This window comes from Paraburkholderia gardini (assembly GCF_907164545.1).
Taxonomy (GTDB): Bacteria; Pseudomonadota; Gammaproteobacteria; order Burkholderiales; family Burkholderiaceae; genus Paraburkholderia; species Paraburkholderia gardini.
On sequence record NZ_CAJQZB010000018.1, the window covers coordinates 21,043 to 35,950 of the forward strand.

The 14,908-nt window shown below is 61.9% G+C and carries 11 protein-coding genes; 8 read left to right on the plus strand and 3 right to left on the minus strand.

The annotated features are described in order from the left end of the window. Nucleotides 1-18 precede the first annotated feature (18 nt). Nucleotides 19-270, minus strand: a complete 252-nt coding sequence (locus LPA37_RS14230; protein ID WP_228980759.1) for a hypothetical protein — start codon at nucleotides 268-270, stop codon at nucleotides 19-21. A 119-nt stretch (nucleotides 271-389) separates the two neighbouring features. Next, nucleotides 390-719 (minus strand): hypothetical protein, encoded by a 330-nt coding sequence (locus LPA37_RS14235; RefSeq protein ID WP_228980755.1) that lies wholly within the window; start codon nucleotides 717-719, stop codon nucleotides 390-392. Nucleotides 720-1,061: 342 nt separating this feature from the next. Here LPA37_RS14235 and LPA37_RS14240 point away from each other — a divergent pair, with 342 nt between their 5' ends. From LPA37_RS14240 to LPA37_RS14265, 6 genes are all read left to right on the plus strand, one after another. Beyond that, on the plus strand, nucleotides 1,062-3,218 hold the full coding sequence (locus LPA37_RS14240; protein ID WP_407672526.1) for a hybrid sensor histidine kinase/response regulator: 2,157 nt from the start codon (nucleotides 1,062-1,064) through the stop codon (nucleotides 3,216-3,218). A 724-nt stretch (nucleotides 3,219-3,942) separates the two neighbouring features. Further along, nucleotides 3,943-5,637 carry an acid phosphatase gene (locus tag LPA37_RS14245; RefSeq protein WP_228980751.1) on the plus strand — a complete coding sequence of 565 codons (1,695 nt, stop codon included), beginning with the start codon at nucleotides 3,943-3,945 and terminating at the stop codon, nucleotides 5,635-5,637. Nucleotides 5,638-5,830: 193 nt separating this feature from the next. Continuing rightward, complete coding sequence (locus LPA37_RS14250) at nucleotides 5,831-6,955, plus strand: aminotransferase (protein ID WP_229012929.1); 1,125 nt, start codon at nucleotides 5,831-5,833, stop codon at nucleotides 6,953-6,955. Between the two features lie 151 nt (nucleotides 6,956-7,106). Next, nucleotides 7,107-8,285 (plus strand): 2-methylaconitate cis-trans isomerase PrpF, encoded by a 1,179-nt coding sequence (prpF, locus tag LPA37_RS14255; RefSeq protein WP_229012930.1) that lies wholly within the window; start codon nucleotides 7,107-7,109, stop codon nucleotides 8,283-8,285. Nucleotides 8,286-8,550: 265 nt separating this feature from the next. Then, nucleotides 8,551-10,374 carry a sensor domain-containing diguanylate cyclase gene (locus tag LPA37_RS14260; RefSeq protein WP_229012931.1) on the plus strand — a complete coding sequence of 608 codons (1,824 nt, stop codon included), beginning with the start codon at nucleotides 8,551-8,553 and terminating at the stop codon, nucleotides 10,372-10,374. Between the two features lie 691 nt (nucleotides 10,375-11,065). Further along, nucleotides 11,066-12,331, plus strand: coding sequence for an HNH endonuclease (locus LPA37_RS14265; protein ID WP_229012932.1), 1,266 nt, complete (start codon nucleotides 11,066-11,068; stop codon nucleotides 12,329-12,331). A 314-nt stretch (nucleotides 12,332-12,645) separates the two neighbouring features. On the opposite strand, the gene LPA37_RS14270 is transcribed toward LPA37_RS14265, so the two are convergent. Then, nucleotides 12,646-13,284 carry a TetR/AcrR family transcriptional regulator gene (locus tag LPA37_RS14270; protein ID WP_229012967.1) on the minus strand — a complete coding sequence of 213 codons (639 nt, stop codon included), beginning with the start codon at nucleotides 13,282-13,284 and terminating at the stop codon, nucleotides 12,646-12,648. 226 nt (nucleotides 13,285-13,510) lie between these two features. Between LPA37_RS14270 and LPA37_RS14275 the strand changes: the two genes are divergently transcribed. Both LPA37_RS14275 and LPA37_RS14280 read left to right on the plus strand, forming a co-directional pair. Beyond that, nucleotides 13,511-13,912, plus strand: coding sequence for a nuclear transport factor 2 family protein (locus tag LPA37_RS14275; protein WP_229012933.1), 402 nt, complete (start codon nucleotides 13,511-13,513; stop codon nucleotides 13,910-13,912). Nucleotides 13,913-13,947: 35 nt separating this feature from the next. Next, entirely contained in the window at nucleotides 13,948-14,703 is a 756-nt protein-coding gene (locus LPA37_RS14280; protein WP_229012934.1) for an SDR family oxidoreductase, read from the plus strand. Nucleotides 14,704-14,908 lie beyond the last annotated feature (205 nt).

Here is a 14,908-nt window from a genome sequence, read left to right on the forward strand (position 1 = left end):
GGCGTGCGCGCCCTGGCGTTAGAGCCTGCCGCGCAGTTCGCGGGCGGTTTCGAGCAGACCCTGGTAGCCGGAGCGTGCATGCTCCGGCAGATCCGGATCGCCGACGAATGCGCCCAACGTTTCGATCAGGCTATACAGAATGCCCTTCGCCGCGCCCGCCGCGATACCGCCTGTCGACACCAGATGATCGACGTGGCTCACCGCTGCGTCGAGGTGCTCCAGATCCGGCCGCTCACCCGTTTCCTGCTTGTCCGATACTTCGCGCGTCATGATGGTCAATCGCTCCTGTTGAAGGACCCGTGGTAGATCTTTCATGTTGTTATATACCGATCGCACGCAGTCGTCCATCCGGCAAGCCCTGAACGTTGGGACGCCGGGGCGTCGGCCTGTCAGGGTGTCCAGCGATACGTCAGAAGTTCCGCGCGCGCATCGTCTTCGACCAGCACGACGTATTCGCCGCTCGCGCGCTGCACGGCGCGCAGACCGGGATACACAGCGACCCGGCACGACTTGCCGCCCACGTTGCGCGGCAGATGCAGCGCGGTGTCGTCGGGATAGTCGAAGCGGCTCATCGTGAACGCCTTGTACGACCATTCCTGTCCTGATCCGCGGTTGTAGTCGGGTGAAAAATGCTTCGAATAACTGAATATCTGATCGGGAGACGCCGGATCGAACGCGCCGTCATCGACGAACAGCAGCCCGTATAGTCGCCCGTTCACTGAGCGCGGGCTAGCGCGGTATAGCCCGCGCGAAACGGACAATGTCGGAGCGCGAACGCGGATGGCGCGCATGGCTCACTGAGCGCGAGAACGAAACGCATCCGGCTGCGAACCTCTGATTTTCGTTTCGATGATGACAAGGTGAACCGCGCCGGCCGGCGCGGTTCACCGGCCGCCGGCTCCCGGATATTCTCACCTTTCGTGGTCGAACGGATACCGTGACGCTCCCGAACTCTCTCACCTTCCCGCTCGCCCCGGGCATGCGTTGTGCATCTGTCGATCGTTCCTCCCGGCCAGCGACCGGGTACGATGTCTCTTTTGCCACCACCGGAGCCCGCGAACTTGCGACCTACCGAGTCCTCGGCACTCGATCTGCCTCTGCCATCGCGCAACTTTGCAACGACGCGCCGCATCCTGCTTGTCGTCCTCGCGGCAGCCGTGCTGATTCCGCTGGTCTGTCTGATCGGCTATGGCTATTACGACTACCAGCGCCGCGTCATCGACGCGAACGATGTAACCGATCGCCTTGTACGCGTGGCCCAGGAACACGCGCTGAAGGTGCTCGATCTGAATCACGAAATGGCGACGCGCATCGTCGATCTGCTCGGCGACAGCGGCGACGCCGAAATCCGCGCGCAGGAAGCGCCGATCCATCGGCGGCTCAGCATGATCGGCGGCGACTTCCCGCAGATCGCTGCGATTTCCATCTTCGGCGAGGAAGGCGATGTGCTCGCAACGAGCCGCTATTACCCGGTGCCGAAGGCGTCGGTAGCGAATCGCGACGACTTCCTTTCCGCACGCGCAATCCGGCCCGCGCCGTATTTCTCGTTACCGCTGCGCGGCATCATTGGCCAGGCGGACGTGTTCGTGACGGACATGGGCCGCACCTCCATGAAGGACGGCGGTTTTCTGGGTGTCGTTTCGATTGCGTTACAACGCAAATATTTCGCCGATTTCTACCGCGAACTCGTCAGCGACAATCCCGCTGTGACGATCGGCCTCTATCGCCGCGACGGCGGCACCCTGCTGCGCTATCCCGAAGGCAGGCCGGGCATCATGCCCGCCGCGAATACGCCGTTCACGACCGCGTTGCGCGACGGCCTGCTGTTCGGCCACCTTCGCATGACGTCGACGACCGACAACGCCGAACGTCTGCTGTCGTTTCGTCGCGTCGGCAACTATCCGGTTTATGTCGTGGCCGGCTATGCCACCGACGCGATCTTCAACGCGTGGTGGCGTCATGACCTGCTGATTGCGTCGATCACCGCGGTGCCGTGTTTTGCGGTGTGCATACTCGTGCTGTTCTCGCTGCGTCAGCTGCGCGCCGAACAGGTCGCATGGGAGCGCTGGCAGGCGGAAGTGGCGATGCGCCTGTCGGCGGAAGCGTCGAGCCGGCAAATGCGCCGGATGGGCGCGCTCGGCAATCTCGTCGCCAACGTCGCGCACGACTTCAACAATCTGCTGATGGTTGTCTCGACCAACATGGGGCTCGCGCGCCGCAAGGGCTTCAACAATCTCGAGAAAGAAGTGACGGCGGTCGAGCGTGCGACGCTTGGCGCGCAGTCGCTCGCGCGGCGCCTCCTGAGCGTCGCGCGCAAGCAGCCGCTCAAGCAGGAAGCCATCGACTTCGCCACCTGGATGCCGGCCGCCACGCACCTGATCCAGACGGCCGTCGGCGACAAGGTGCGGGTCAGTGTGCAGGCCGTGTCGGACCTGTGGCACGTCTTCGCCGACGCGACGGAACTCGAATTCGCGATCATCAACGTCGCGGTGAACGCGCGCGACGCGATGCCGCTTGGCGGACGCTTCGTCATTCGCGGGCAGAACGTACGCCTGACCGCGAGCGACACGCGCCTGCCCGATGGCGAATATGTCGTGATCTCGCTCACGGACGACGGCGAAGGCATGCCGGAAAGCGTGCTGAAACGCGCGTTCGAACCGCTCTTCACGACGAAGTTCAGTGGCGCCGGTACGGGCCTCGGTCTCGCGCAGGTGCTGGCTGCGTGCGAACAGGCTGGCGGCACGGCACGCATCGACAGCGTGCCGAAGCGCGGCACCACCGTGCGCCTGTACCTGCCTCGCTATCAGGGCGAGCAGGTTCCGGCGCGGCCTGTCGCGCCTGCCGCGCCGGCAACCGCCACCGCGATGCAGGGCGTCGTTCTGCTCGTCGAAGATAACGACGACGTGGCCGAGGGTGTCGCCGCGGTGCTGGAAGTGTTCGGGTGCAAGGTGCGCCACGAGTCCACTGCCGATGCCGCACTCGACGCGCTCAATGCCGGTGGAACCTTCGATCTCGTGCTGTCGGACATCCAGATGCCGGGCCGCCTGAGCGGGATCGATCTCGCCGAACGGATACAGCACACGTGGCCGGGTCAGCGCATCGCGTTGATGACCGGCTACGCCGACGAACTCGAACGCGCCCGGCACCTCGGCGTGCCGATTCTCGCCAAGCCGTTCGATATCGATGAACTGCGTGAACTGGTGGCGTGTACGCCTTGAGCGGGGTTTTCGTTTCGGGTGATTGAAGACTTCATGTGAGTACACACTTACGCTTTTAGTCTTTATTTCCGGGGCTTGTGCGCTGGGATTCTGGTTACGCGTCGGTGTGCTGCCGACGAGGCTTTATGCGCAAAAAGATTGCTGCCCGATGGGGTGCGGTGCATCGGGCTGGCCGGTCCGTAGAGCATGGCAGCACTCCAGACGCCTGATGTGCCGATGCCGCACACTCCCGAAAAACCTCACCTTATGGCCGTCTTCCGCCTCTCACAGGTGATGATCGGCAAGGGACACGGCACACCGCTCGCTCTGCCAGACGCGTGCGCGAAAGCGCGCCGCCGTCCTGCCGCTGCCTCTGCTTCGCCGCGCGCTGGCTGGCATCGCTCTAAACGCTGTCACCCTTTATCCATAAGGGTTTGAAGTCATCCCGCAGACAGCGAACCCAGGCCTGACGATCCCGTCCGCGAACCATGAAACGTGGTTCGTCCGGTCAGCCGGCTGCGTACATCAGCCGCGCCGCCCAGGCTGGATCAAGGCATCGTGCCGGCCTCCGCATTCCCCGCTCCCGAAAACCCTCACCGTTCGCCGCGAGGCGGTCTTCATGCACATTCACGCTTGCGGGTTCACCCTGCCGGGTGCCAGGATGCACGTGGTATTGGGACGCCGGCGCACGCCTGGACCGGCGTCCTTCTTCGCTGAAACACGCGCTCTTTGAGGAGATGTGCCGATGCAACCCGACGATCCGACGCTCCCGCCTGACCTTCCCCAGCACACCGACCAGCCTGACGACCCCGAACGCCGCCGCGTCCTGACCGGTCTCACGGCGGTCGGTATTGGCCTCGCACTGACAGGCTGCAAGACCGAACAGCTATCGGCGAGTGCCGGCGGCCCGCGTAGCACGGCCGACCTCCGGCTCGATGCCGCGCTCAATGACCAGGTTCGTCACATCGTCGTGATCTATGCGGAAAACCGCAGCTTCGCGAATCTGTACGGCAATTTCCCGGGCATCCTGCATCCGCTCGACGCGGTACCGGCCGATCACGCCGTGCAGCTCGACCGCGACGGCAAGACGCCGCTCGCGCAACTGCCAAAAATCTGGGGCGGTCTCGTGCCGCAGGCGCAGGAAGTGGATGGCAAGCGCTACATGATCGCGGAGCGCGACATCGTCGGTCTGCCGAACGGGCCGTTCCGTCTCGCCGACGCTGAGGGTGTACCACTGCCGAACGGCGTCATCACGCGCGATCTCGTGCATCGCTTCTATCAGAACCAGATGCAGATCAACGCGGGCCGCAACAACCAGTTTGTCGCGTGGGCGGATTCCGGCGGGCTCGTGATGGGCCATTACCGGAATTCGGCGGACTCGCTGCGTCTGTGGAATCTCGCGCAGCAATACACGCTGTGCGACAACTTCTTCATGGCCGCTTTCGGCGGTTCGTGGCTTAACCACATCTTCCTGATTTCGGCGCAGGCGCCGTTCTATCCGGATATCCACAACAGCCCCGCGAAGAAGCTTGTCTCGATAATCGAAGGCGACGACCCGACCGGCACGCGACTGAAACTCAGTGCGAAGTCCCCCGCGTCGGCACTCGAAGGGCCGCCGAAGTATGAAAACGACGGCCTCTTCACCGCGGACGGTTACGCCGTCAACACGATGGCGCCGCCCTACATGCCGAGCAACGTGCGTCCGGCCGAAGGCGGCGACCCGAATCTGGCTGATCCATCCAACCCGAAGGTGCTGCGGCCGCAGACGTACGCGACGATCGGCGACCGGCTGTCGGACAAGGGCGTGGACTGGGCGTGGTACAGCGGCGCGTGGCAGTACGCGCTCGACCATCAGGACACGGGCGCGGTGCCGGACTTCCAGTATCACCATCAGCCGTTCAACTACTTCGTGAATTTCGCGCCCGGCACGGATGCCCGCAGGCGTCATCTGCGCGACGCTGGCCTCGGCAACGATGCGTCGACAAACCATCTGATCGCCGACATCGACGCGGGGCGTCTGCCCGCTGTCACGTTCTACAAGCCGCAGGGCAACCTGAACATGCACGCGGGTTACGCCGATATCGAATCGGGCGACCGTCACATCACACAGGTCATCGAACATCTGCAGCGCAGCCCGCTGTGGCCGAATACGGTCGTGATCGTCACCCACGACGAGAACGGCGGCTGGTGGGACCCGGTCTCGCCGCCGAAAGGCGATCGCTGGGGTCCGGGCTCGCGCATTCCGGCGCTCGTCGTGTCGCCACTGGCGAAAAAAGGTTACGTCGATCACAGCCTGTACGACACCAACTCGATCCTGCGACTGATTACCCGCGTACACGGGCTCGCGCCACTGGACGGTGTGATTGCGCGTGACCGCGCGTTTGCGCAGAACGACAGGACGCCACCTGGCGATATGACCGCGGCACTCGATCTCGCGTAGCGGCTTGCGGGTTCGCCGCAGGCGGCCCGCAACGACTTTGCCTGTTCGATGACCGGGATACGGTTCCGGAGTTGATTCTGTAAAGTCCACGATAGACTTTTCGTCTATACTCGATGCCAGGCGGTCGCTTACCGGCGCGATCGCCATTTGCGACCTGTTGCGAGTGCGTATTTTCAATTCGAGGACGGAAGTCATGGAAATCAGGGAATTCGGTGTCGAACGCTGGATGGATCTCTACGAAAACCACTGCGAGTTGAATCTCGCGGAAACGTGCGTCGAGTCGTTGACGGTCGAGGAACTGCTGCGCATGTCCGGCCGGCAGGACAACATTCTTGACGAGATGCTGCCGCTCAAGCTGACGTACGGCGCCATCGACGGCACCGGGCGCCTGCGCTCAAACGTGGCGTCGCTATACGAACAGCAGAAGGTGCCGAACGTGCTGATCACGCACGGCGCGATCAGTGCGAATGCGCTGGTGTACGAGACGCTCGTCGAACCTGGCGACCATGTGATTTCCGTGCTGCCGACGTATCAGCAGCACTATTCGATTCCCGCGAGCTATGGCGCGAACGTCGACATCCTCGCGCTTCGCGAAGAGAACGGGTTCCTGCCCGACCTCGACGAACTGAAGCGCCTCGTCAAAAACAATACGCGCATTATCGCGATCAACAATCCGAACAATCCGACGGGTTCGTTGATGGACCGCGCCTTCCTCGAACGCTTCGTGGAAATCGCGCGTTCGTGCGGCGCCTGGGTGCTGTGCGACGAGGTCTATCGCGGCACCGATCAGGAAGGCGACGGTTTTACCGCGTCGATCGCCGACCTGTACGAGAAAGGGATCGGCACCGGCAGCATGTCGAAGACGTGGTCGCTCGCCGGCCTGCGCGTGGGCTGGATCGTCGCGCCGGTCGAACTGATCCACCGCGTGCAGATTCATCGCGACTACAACACCATCAGTGTCGGCATGCTGAACGATCTGTTCGCGAGCATTGCCCTCGAAAGCCGCGACGCGATCATCCGCCGCAGTCACGACATCCTGCGCACGAACCTGGCCATTCTCGACGCGTGGATCGCGAAAGAGCCCCTGCTCTCGTATGTCAAACCGAAGTCGGGCACGACGGCGCTCGTGCGGTTCGATCTCGACATGACGTCGCGCGATTTCTGCGTCGCGCTGCTTGAAAAAACCGGTGTGATGTTTACACCCGGTAGCGCGATGGACATGGAAGGCTATGTGCGCATCGGCTATACGAACAACCGCGAAGTGCTGGAAGCCGGGCTTGCGAAAGTGTCCGGGTTCCTGCGGGACATCGCGCGTTAGGGGTGACCGCGGCAATCGCGGATGCCGTTGTTTCCATCGATTGCTGCCAGTGTGCCGTCCCGGCGAAGACGCGTCACCCTGGCCGAACGGCCGGGTTTTCTTTCGCTCCGATCGCCGTTACGCTGTGTGTTCGACATTCGGGAGCCGGGTCATGCAACGTTTGAAAATTCCCGCCGTCTACATGCGCGGCGGCACCAGCAAAGGCGTGTTCTTTCGTGCGGACGTTCTGCCGCAGGATCCGCTCGCGCGGGACCAGCTGCTGCTGCGCATCACGGGCAGCCCCGATCGCTATGGCAAGCAGATCGATGGCATGGGCGGCGGCACGTCGAGCACCAGCAAGGTCGTTATTGTGTCGCGCTCGGCCCGCGCCGATAGCGATGTCGATTACTGGTTCGGCGCGGTGTCGATCGACACCGCGGTTATCGACTGGTCTGGAAACTGCGGCAATCTCTCGGCCGCGGTCGGGCCGTTCGCGATCAACGAGGGGCTGGTCGACGCGCCGGCCAACGGCATGGCAACCGTACGCATCTGGCAAGCCAATCTCGGCAAGCACATCATCGCGCATGTGCCCATGCACGATGGAGAACCGCTCGAGGCAGGCGATTTCGAACTCGACGGCATCGCGTTTTCCGGCGCGGAAATCAAACTCGAATTTATCGACCCGGCAGGCGATGAAGGTAAAAACGAAGCCAGCGCCAGTGGTCTGTTTCCAACCGGCGTGCGCATCCAGACGCTCGACGTACCTGGCGTTGGTGCGATCAGGGCGACGTTGATCAATGCGGGTAATCCCACTGTCTTTATCGATGCGTCAAGCCTCGGGCTCAGCGGCATCGAATTGCAGGCCGACATAAATCCGGACCGCTCGCTGCTGGACCGCGCGGAAGCCATCCGCGCGCACGGTGCGGTGGCGATGGGTTTGTCCGCGAGCGCGGACGAAGCAACCCGCCTGCGCCCCGCCACGCCCAAGCTGGCGTTTGTTGCACGCGCGGCATCCTACGTCGCGTCGGATGGCAAGGCGATTCGCCCCGATGAAATCGATCTCGTCACACGCATCTTCTCGATGGGTCAGTTGCATCACGCAATGACCGGCACGGGCGCGGTTGCGCTCGCCGTCGCGGCAGCGATTCCCGACACGATCGTAAGCCTGATTGCGCCGCCCGGTCCGGACGGCCTTGTGCGCTTCGGGCATCCGTCGGGCACGCTGACGGTCGGTGCCGAAGCCCACGAGGAAAACGGTGTGTGGATCGTGACAAAAGCAGTCGTCAGTCGTTCGGCGCGACGGTTAATGGAAGGCGTGGTGTGCGTGCCGGTCACCGGGAGCGTCGGGTGACCCGGGACGTGAAAATTCGTTGGGGGCCACAAAGGCGGGTAGGTCAGATCAGCGCATGAAGCGAACTGCGGCAAGAATCGGCCTCCCATTCGCAGGACTGTCCCGTCGCGCCGCCCCCGCCCGTATCATTCCCCGCAGGTCGTCGCATCCATCGCGGAATGCATCCCTGGCGAGGGAATTGAATCAATCCTCCTAAATTCATGGCGTTCGGCGCCGTTATACAATTCTCTGCCTCGCTCCGCGACCTCGTACGGAATGCGTTCCCATGCCGGCTAGTACATTTTCCGTTGAAGACGGCATTGTGTCTGCGTCGCCCGCAGCCAGCAATCTGGCAATACCGGCAGCTGACGCGCAGTGTCAGGCATTGACGCGCCTCGCGCGGGCTCATTTCGGCGTCGCAACCGCACTGGTTACCGTATCCCACGCTCATGGGCAGCGACTTCAGGCGCTCGACGGATTGCCGCCTGATGTGCTGCCGCCGAACCTGTCAGGTCCGCCGTTGCATGCAACCACGAAGACAGCCAAGGTGGTCGTCGTGCCAGATACATCGGATGACGAGCGTTTTGGCGGCGGACGAAGTGGCGGCGCCGCGCGCTGGCCGCGTTTTTACGCTACCTGCGGGCTGACGAGTGCCGACGGGCGCCACCTGGGCGCGCTGTACCTGCTGGATAAATTGCCTCGCAACCTCGATGACGCACAGCAGAATTTCCTGCGCGAACTGGCCGGGCTGATCGCCCACGGACTCGAACGCGAGCAGGCACTCGCCACGCTGCGTCACCGCGTCGGAAAACTGGAGGCCAGCGGGGAGCTCATGACGCTGGCGCTTGCCGGCAGCGAAACCGGCACCTGGGACCGCGATGTCGTCACGGGCAAAATCGACTACTCGCCTGCCTGGAAATCGATGCTCGGCTACGCGGAGCACGAGGTCAGCAACCGGATCGAAGACGCCTATCTTCGCGTGCATCCAGACGACCTCGCATACGTGCAGGCGACGATGCAAAGCCACTTCGAGAACAAAACCGACAGCTACGTGGTCGAGCACCGGATTCGCTGCAAGGACGGCAGCTACAAGTGGATCTGCAGCCGCGGCAAGGTAGTCGGGCGCGACAGCGATGGTCACGCACTGCGCATGGTCGGTACGTCGACCGACATTACTGCGTTGCGGGAGACAGCCGCGCAGCTACAGCAGTCCATCGAGATGGTCACGAATCTGACCAACGAGGTTCCGGGCATGGTCTTCCAGTACAGGCTGATGTCCGATGGACTTGCCTTCTTCCCCTATGCGAGCGAAGGAATCCGCAACATTTACGAGCTGACGCCGCAGCAGGCCGCGACGAGCGCGCAGACGATCGACGCGCTGATCGATGCACGCGATCGGGTCGCGTACCGGGAATCGCTTGAAGAATCGGCTGCGAGCCTGTTGCCGTGGCACCTGGAATACCGGGTGCGACTGCCGGAGCAAGGCTTGCGCTGGCGGCAAGGTGATGCACAGCCTCGACGGCTGGACGACGGCAGCACGCTGTGGCACGGCTTCATCACGGATGTGACCGATCGCAAGCACATCGAGGCGGAGTTACAGGAACTGGCAACCATCGATTTCCTGACGCAACTGCCCAATCGCCGCCACTTCATGGTCCAGAGCGAAGCGGAGCTGGCGCGCATCCGGCGCGCTGGCAGTAGCGTAGCCGCCGTACTGATGTTCGACCTGGACCACTTCAAGGCGCTCAACGACCGCTGGGGACACGCAGTTGGCGACAAAGCGCTCAGTCACTTCGCGGCACTGCTACGGGCCGAAGTGCGGGCCGGCGACATCGTAGGCCGCATCGGCGGTGAGGAATTCGCGATGGTGCTACCCAATACGGGTGCCGACGCGGCCATCACGCGCGCAGCATGTGTCCAGCAGCGTACCTCGCGAACCCCCATGCTGCATGGCGATGAGTTCATCGCGCTGACCGTCAGCATCGGCATCGACATCATGCGTACGTGCGACGTCGGCGTCGACCAGTCGCTGTCTCGCGGCGACAGGGCACTGTATCGCGCGAAGGAGCGGGGGCGGAACCGGATCGAGATTTATGGCGACCAGACCTGACAAAGATACATAAATATTGTGGTCGACGGCCTGTAAGTGGATGGTCCTGCCTTCGCCATGCATAGAGGCTCGACCGAGCGGAACGGGTCAACGCACACGGCGTTCGATCTTCTTCAGAGTGGCGGTTCGCGGTTAAGCGAGATATGCGGGTGTGCGAACGGCGGCTTCGGCCGGACACCTGCGCACCTGCTCGAATCGAGTAACGGCCGTTGCACCCTGGAAGCTCGACGGGTCGGAGAGGGTCGGCTACGGCTGACCGCATCGGGCAGTAGGCGGCCAATCTCAGCCGCTCACTGCTGCGCGCGCATGGTCACTCGAACGGCCACTCCGTGTGACGAGGCGGCCCTTCGACTGCCACAATAATCCATCTCTCACTGCTTGCCGGGGCTTGGCCGAACGTAAGCGCGTCCCCATCATCGTAGAGATTTAGTCGGTGAGTTTGGCTACTTTGGCGCCCACCAAATGAATGGTGGACAACTCTGCGCAATTCAAACGAAGCAAGCGGCCGAATTTTCGATCGAGTTCAAACGGCAGATCGTTGAGGCAACGCTCAAGCCGGGGCGTCGGCGGCGCCCAACCTATCGCTCGAGCGCGTAGTTGGTGCGCTGGCGAATACGCGCGAATCGGGAAATCACCAAAACTCTAGGCTAGGATGCCCTTGCCACCACAACCTAAAAAAGGAAGCTCGCCGATGGCCGTCGAGATCTCGTCCGATGCGGTGTCAGTGTATTTGCAACGCATCCGCGTTAATTTTCCCACGTTCCGGGCGTTCGGCAGCGGAGACCAGGGCGTCGACGCCACGGAGCGGGACTATAAGATGGAGCTTGTTCGACTTTTCCAAGAAGAGCTAGCGGGCTCCTTGTCGCAGTTCCCGGACGAACCGGCCGAGCAACGGCGGCTTGGCTTAAAGCTGGGCGAATTTTTTAAGCGGCGGTTGAGCGACGGCCAGTCACAGATATTGGTCAATTGGCGTTACTGGACCGCGCTCACGCGTCTCGACGGGGACGGTCAAAGCAAGCTCGCCGCGGCGGTGAGTGCGCTTTTGTATGGGAGGGACCCTATTGAGACGCGGGTCGACGCTTTTGTCCCGTTGCTCCAGGATCTGCTCGCTCGAGGTGGCGACAATCTGGAAGCCTGGCCGGCGAAATCCCGGATTCTCCCGACTTTCTTGCTGATGCTGTCGGACCATTGGCGTTATTGCATCGTCAAAACCGAAGAGTTCCGGCGCGCGGTCGAGGCGCTCGCCCGCGACAAGCTGCCCGCGCAGGCCATGACGGGCGAAGACTATCGGCGCCTGCTCGAATTTCTCGCGGCTCTTAAAGCCACTTTGGTCAATCACGGCCTACGGCCGCGCGACATGATCGACGTTCAAACGTTTATTTGGATCGGCGACGAAAAATACCAACTTGACTCGGAGGAGACCAAAAATGGGCGCGCGAAAAGCCCATCAGAAGTTGCTGCCGCGGCTTTGGTCGAGGATCTGGCGGAGTTGGAAAGCGAAGTTCCAGACATCACGGAACGAGACCAATTGACCAAAGCGCGGGTGGGACAGGGTCGGTTCCGCGCGGATGTCACGGCCCGATGGGGGCGGGGAGAAGCTTGCGCGCTCACGGGCATCGCGATCGACGAGATGCTCGTCGCCTCTCACATCAAACCGTGGCGCGACTCGTCAAACAGCGAACGGATGGATCCGATGAACGGCCTGTTGCTTGTGGCACACGCGGATCGTTTATTTGATCGGCATCTCATGAGCTTCAAGAAAGTCGGCGGGGACTACGTCAGCGTCGTTCATCCACGGCTGCGGCTAGACGCAAAAAGGGCTGGTATTGCCGAAGGCGTCAAGCTACAGATCACGCAATTGCGCTTGTCGGAAGAACGTCGTTTTGAACAATACATGAGCGAGCATTTCGGGAAGCATCTTGAACTGGTGGAGTCGGACAAAGCTAAAGGCCGATGAAGCCCGGTCCGGGCTGACGGACGGCCGCGCTGTTTGTCGAGGCCATACACGAATAGCGCACGCCCGAACGCTTGATCTGACGGCGGCAATTTACTGGAGAGTTTTTTTTGCGGCTGCAACAGCAAACTCATTTGCCGACGCCAAGCCGATGTTGAATGACGGCAAGACATCAGAAGCGGTCATTGACCATTGAAAGAGTCAGATGACCGAGAAGGGTCGAGATGCGCCTGATGTGTCCGGCGCCACGCGGCCAACAGGAGCCGACCTCGGTCAGCGATCCAATGGCCGCTCTCCAAAGCCCAATAGATATTGCGCTAGCCTTGGCGCGACCGACGACGTGATCGGGTTCCGTGTTGTGTATCTACGGCAGAGAGGAGGTGCTGGCGCCCCTCATCAAGAATTTCATCCGACAGCGCCGGGGCAATATCGGCCACAGCGCGCGAGAGCAGCAGCGTGCCAACCATCTGGCTGAACAGCGTGATCGCCTTGCTGCGACTGTCTTCTTTATTTCCATTCGTCTCTTCGATGACTCTCGTGAATTGTTCGAGGTTCACCGCGAGAGCTTCTGCGTATGCATCGCGCGCCACCTCGCCAAGTCGGCGGGCGTCGCCCACAAAACCCGACAAGGGACACCCCGCATCGATATCTGCGCGATGTTCGGGGGACAGGTACCACTGAATCCGTTGCTTGACCGGGTCGGCGTCGGCCGACCTCGCGTCTTCGATTATTGAAGCAAATGTATCCCCACCATCTTCCATGGCCTTGTCCACCACCGCGGCGACCAACGCGTCCTTTGATTTGAAGTGGTTGTAGAAGCCGCCCTGTGTAAATCCCGCCGCCTTCATCAACTCGGCGAGCCCGACCGCATCGACGCCACGCTCACGAAAGAGCTTCTCGGCGGCTGCCACGATCGCGTGCCGGTTTTCAATCGCCCGCTGCCTCGAAATACCCATCTTTTTCTCCTCGGCCAATCCCGACCCAATAAGATCCATCGAAAAATACAATGTCGATCACCATTGACATTGCCGTAACGCGCGTCCAGAATCCATCAAAATAACAATGTCATTCACCATTGTTTTAAGTATAGCCTTCTTTACCTGAATGTTCAGGCAGCAGGAGGCACAACAGCTTTACGACGCCTGACTGCGTCGTCCCCTGAGTCATGAAAGAGGCCTCTATATGGCAAAGACAACCCCTGAACAGAACAAGGCGCTCGTGCTGGAAGCGTTCGATACTCTGTTCAACAAACGCGATTACGTTGCAGCAGAGCACTTCTGGTCCGATAGCTACCTTCAGCACAGCGCCCATATCGCGCCGGGGCGCGAAGGCCTGTTCGATCTGATCCGCACGCTGCCCGATACCTTGCGCTACGAGAACCAGCTGATCGTAGCGGAGGGCGACTACGTCATCGCCCATGGCCGGTTCTCGGGAACGGGCAGACCCGCCGCGTGGATTGCAGCCGACGTCGTTCGCTTCGAAGACGGCAAGCTGGCCGAGCATTGGGACGTCCTGCAGGACGAAGCAACCAGCGCGGAATCCGCGAGCGGCCTGCCGATGTTCGGCGACCGGTTCGCTGCCTGAGCCCCAGGCACTGAAGCATTAACAAGGAAACGATCATGAAACTCACCGGAAACACAATCTTCATTACGGGCGGTGGCTCGGGCATTGGTCGCGGGCTGGCCGAGGCGCTCCACGCGCGCGGAAACAAGGTCATCATCGGCGGTCGCCGCCGCAGTCATCTGAATGAAGTGGTGGCGGCGAACCCGGGCATTGTCGGGGTCGAGCTAGACATCAGCGATTCCGCCAGCATCGAGCGGGTAGCGGCTCAAGTGATTGCGGACTATCCCGATCTCAACGTGCTGATCAATAACGCCGGTGTCATGCAGCCGGACCAGGCGGGCGGTCACATCGACGACGCGCTGCTGGTGTCAACGATCACGACCAACCTCATGGGGCCGATCCGCATGACGTCGGCGCTGATCGACCACCTCAAGACCAGGAATGACCCTGTCGTCGCCTATACCAGTTCGGTGCTGGCGTTCGTGCCGCTGGCCATGACGGCGGTGTACTCCTCAACCAAGGCGGCGCTTCATTCGTACATCCTGTCGCAACGCTTCATGCTGAGGGACACGCCCGTTCGCGTACTTGAGATCGCACCGCCCTGGGTGCGCACGGACCTCATGAACAGCCGCGAAGCTGAACAGGCGATGCCGCTTGAAGCGTTCATCGACGAAACGATGGCTGTCCTCGGAACGGATGTGGATGAGGTTCTGGTTGAAGGTGCAAGGCAATTTCGCGAGAACCCGGGACCCGATGAACACGGGTTCGTCAATGGCTTGAATGCACAGATGGCGGAAGTGATCGGCAGGTGAATTGCTGCCTGCGAGATACGTGATAGAGGCAAGCTCCAGGCAGGACAAGGCGCTCGGGACGGGATTGCATTGTTGCCGGGCGATTCTCGTCGCCTGGCCACAGCCGGCAGACAGAAGTCGCGGCGCCATCTCGGCGCGCATCGCCGTAGTTCAGGACGCTGCATCGAACAGACGACAGCCCACCGGCGCAGACCCGAGGTTGAGG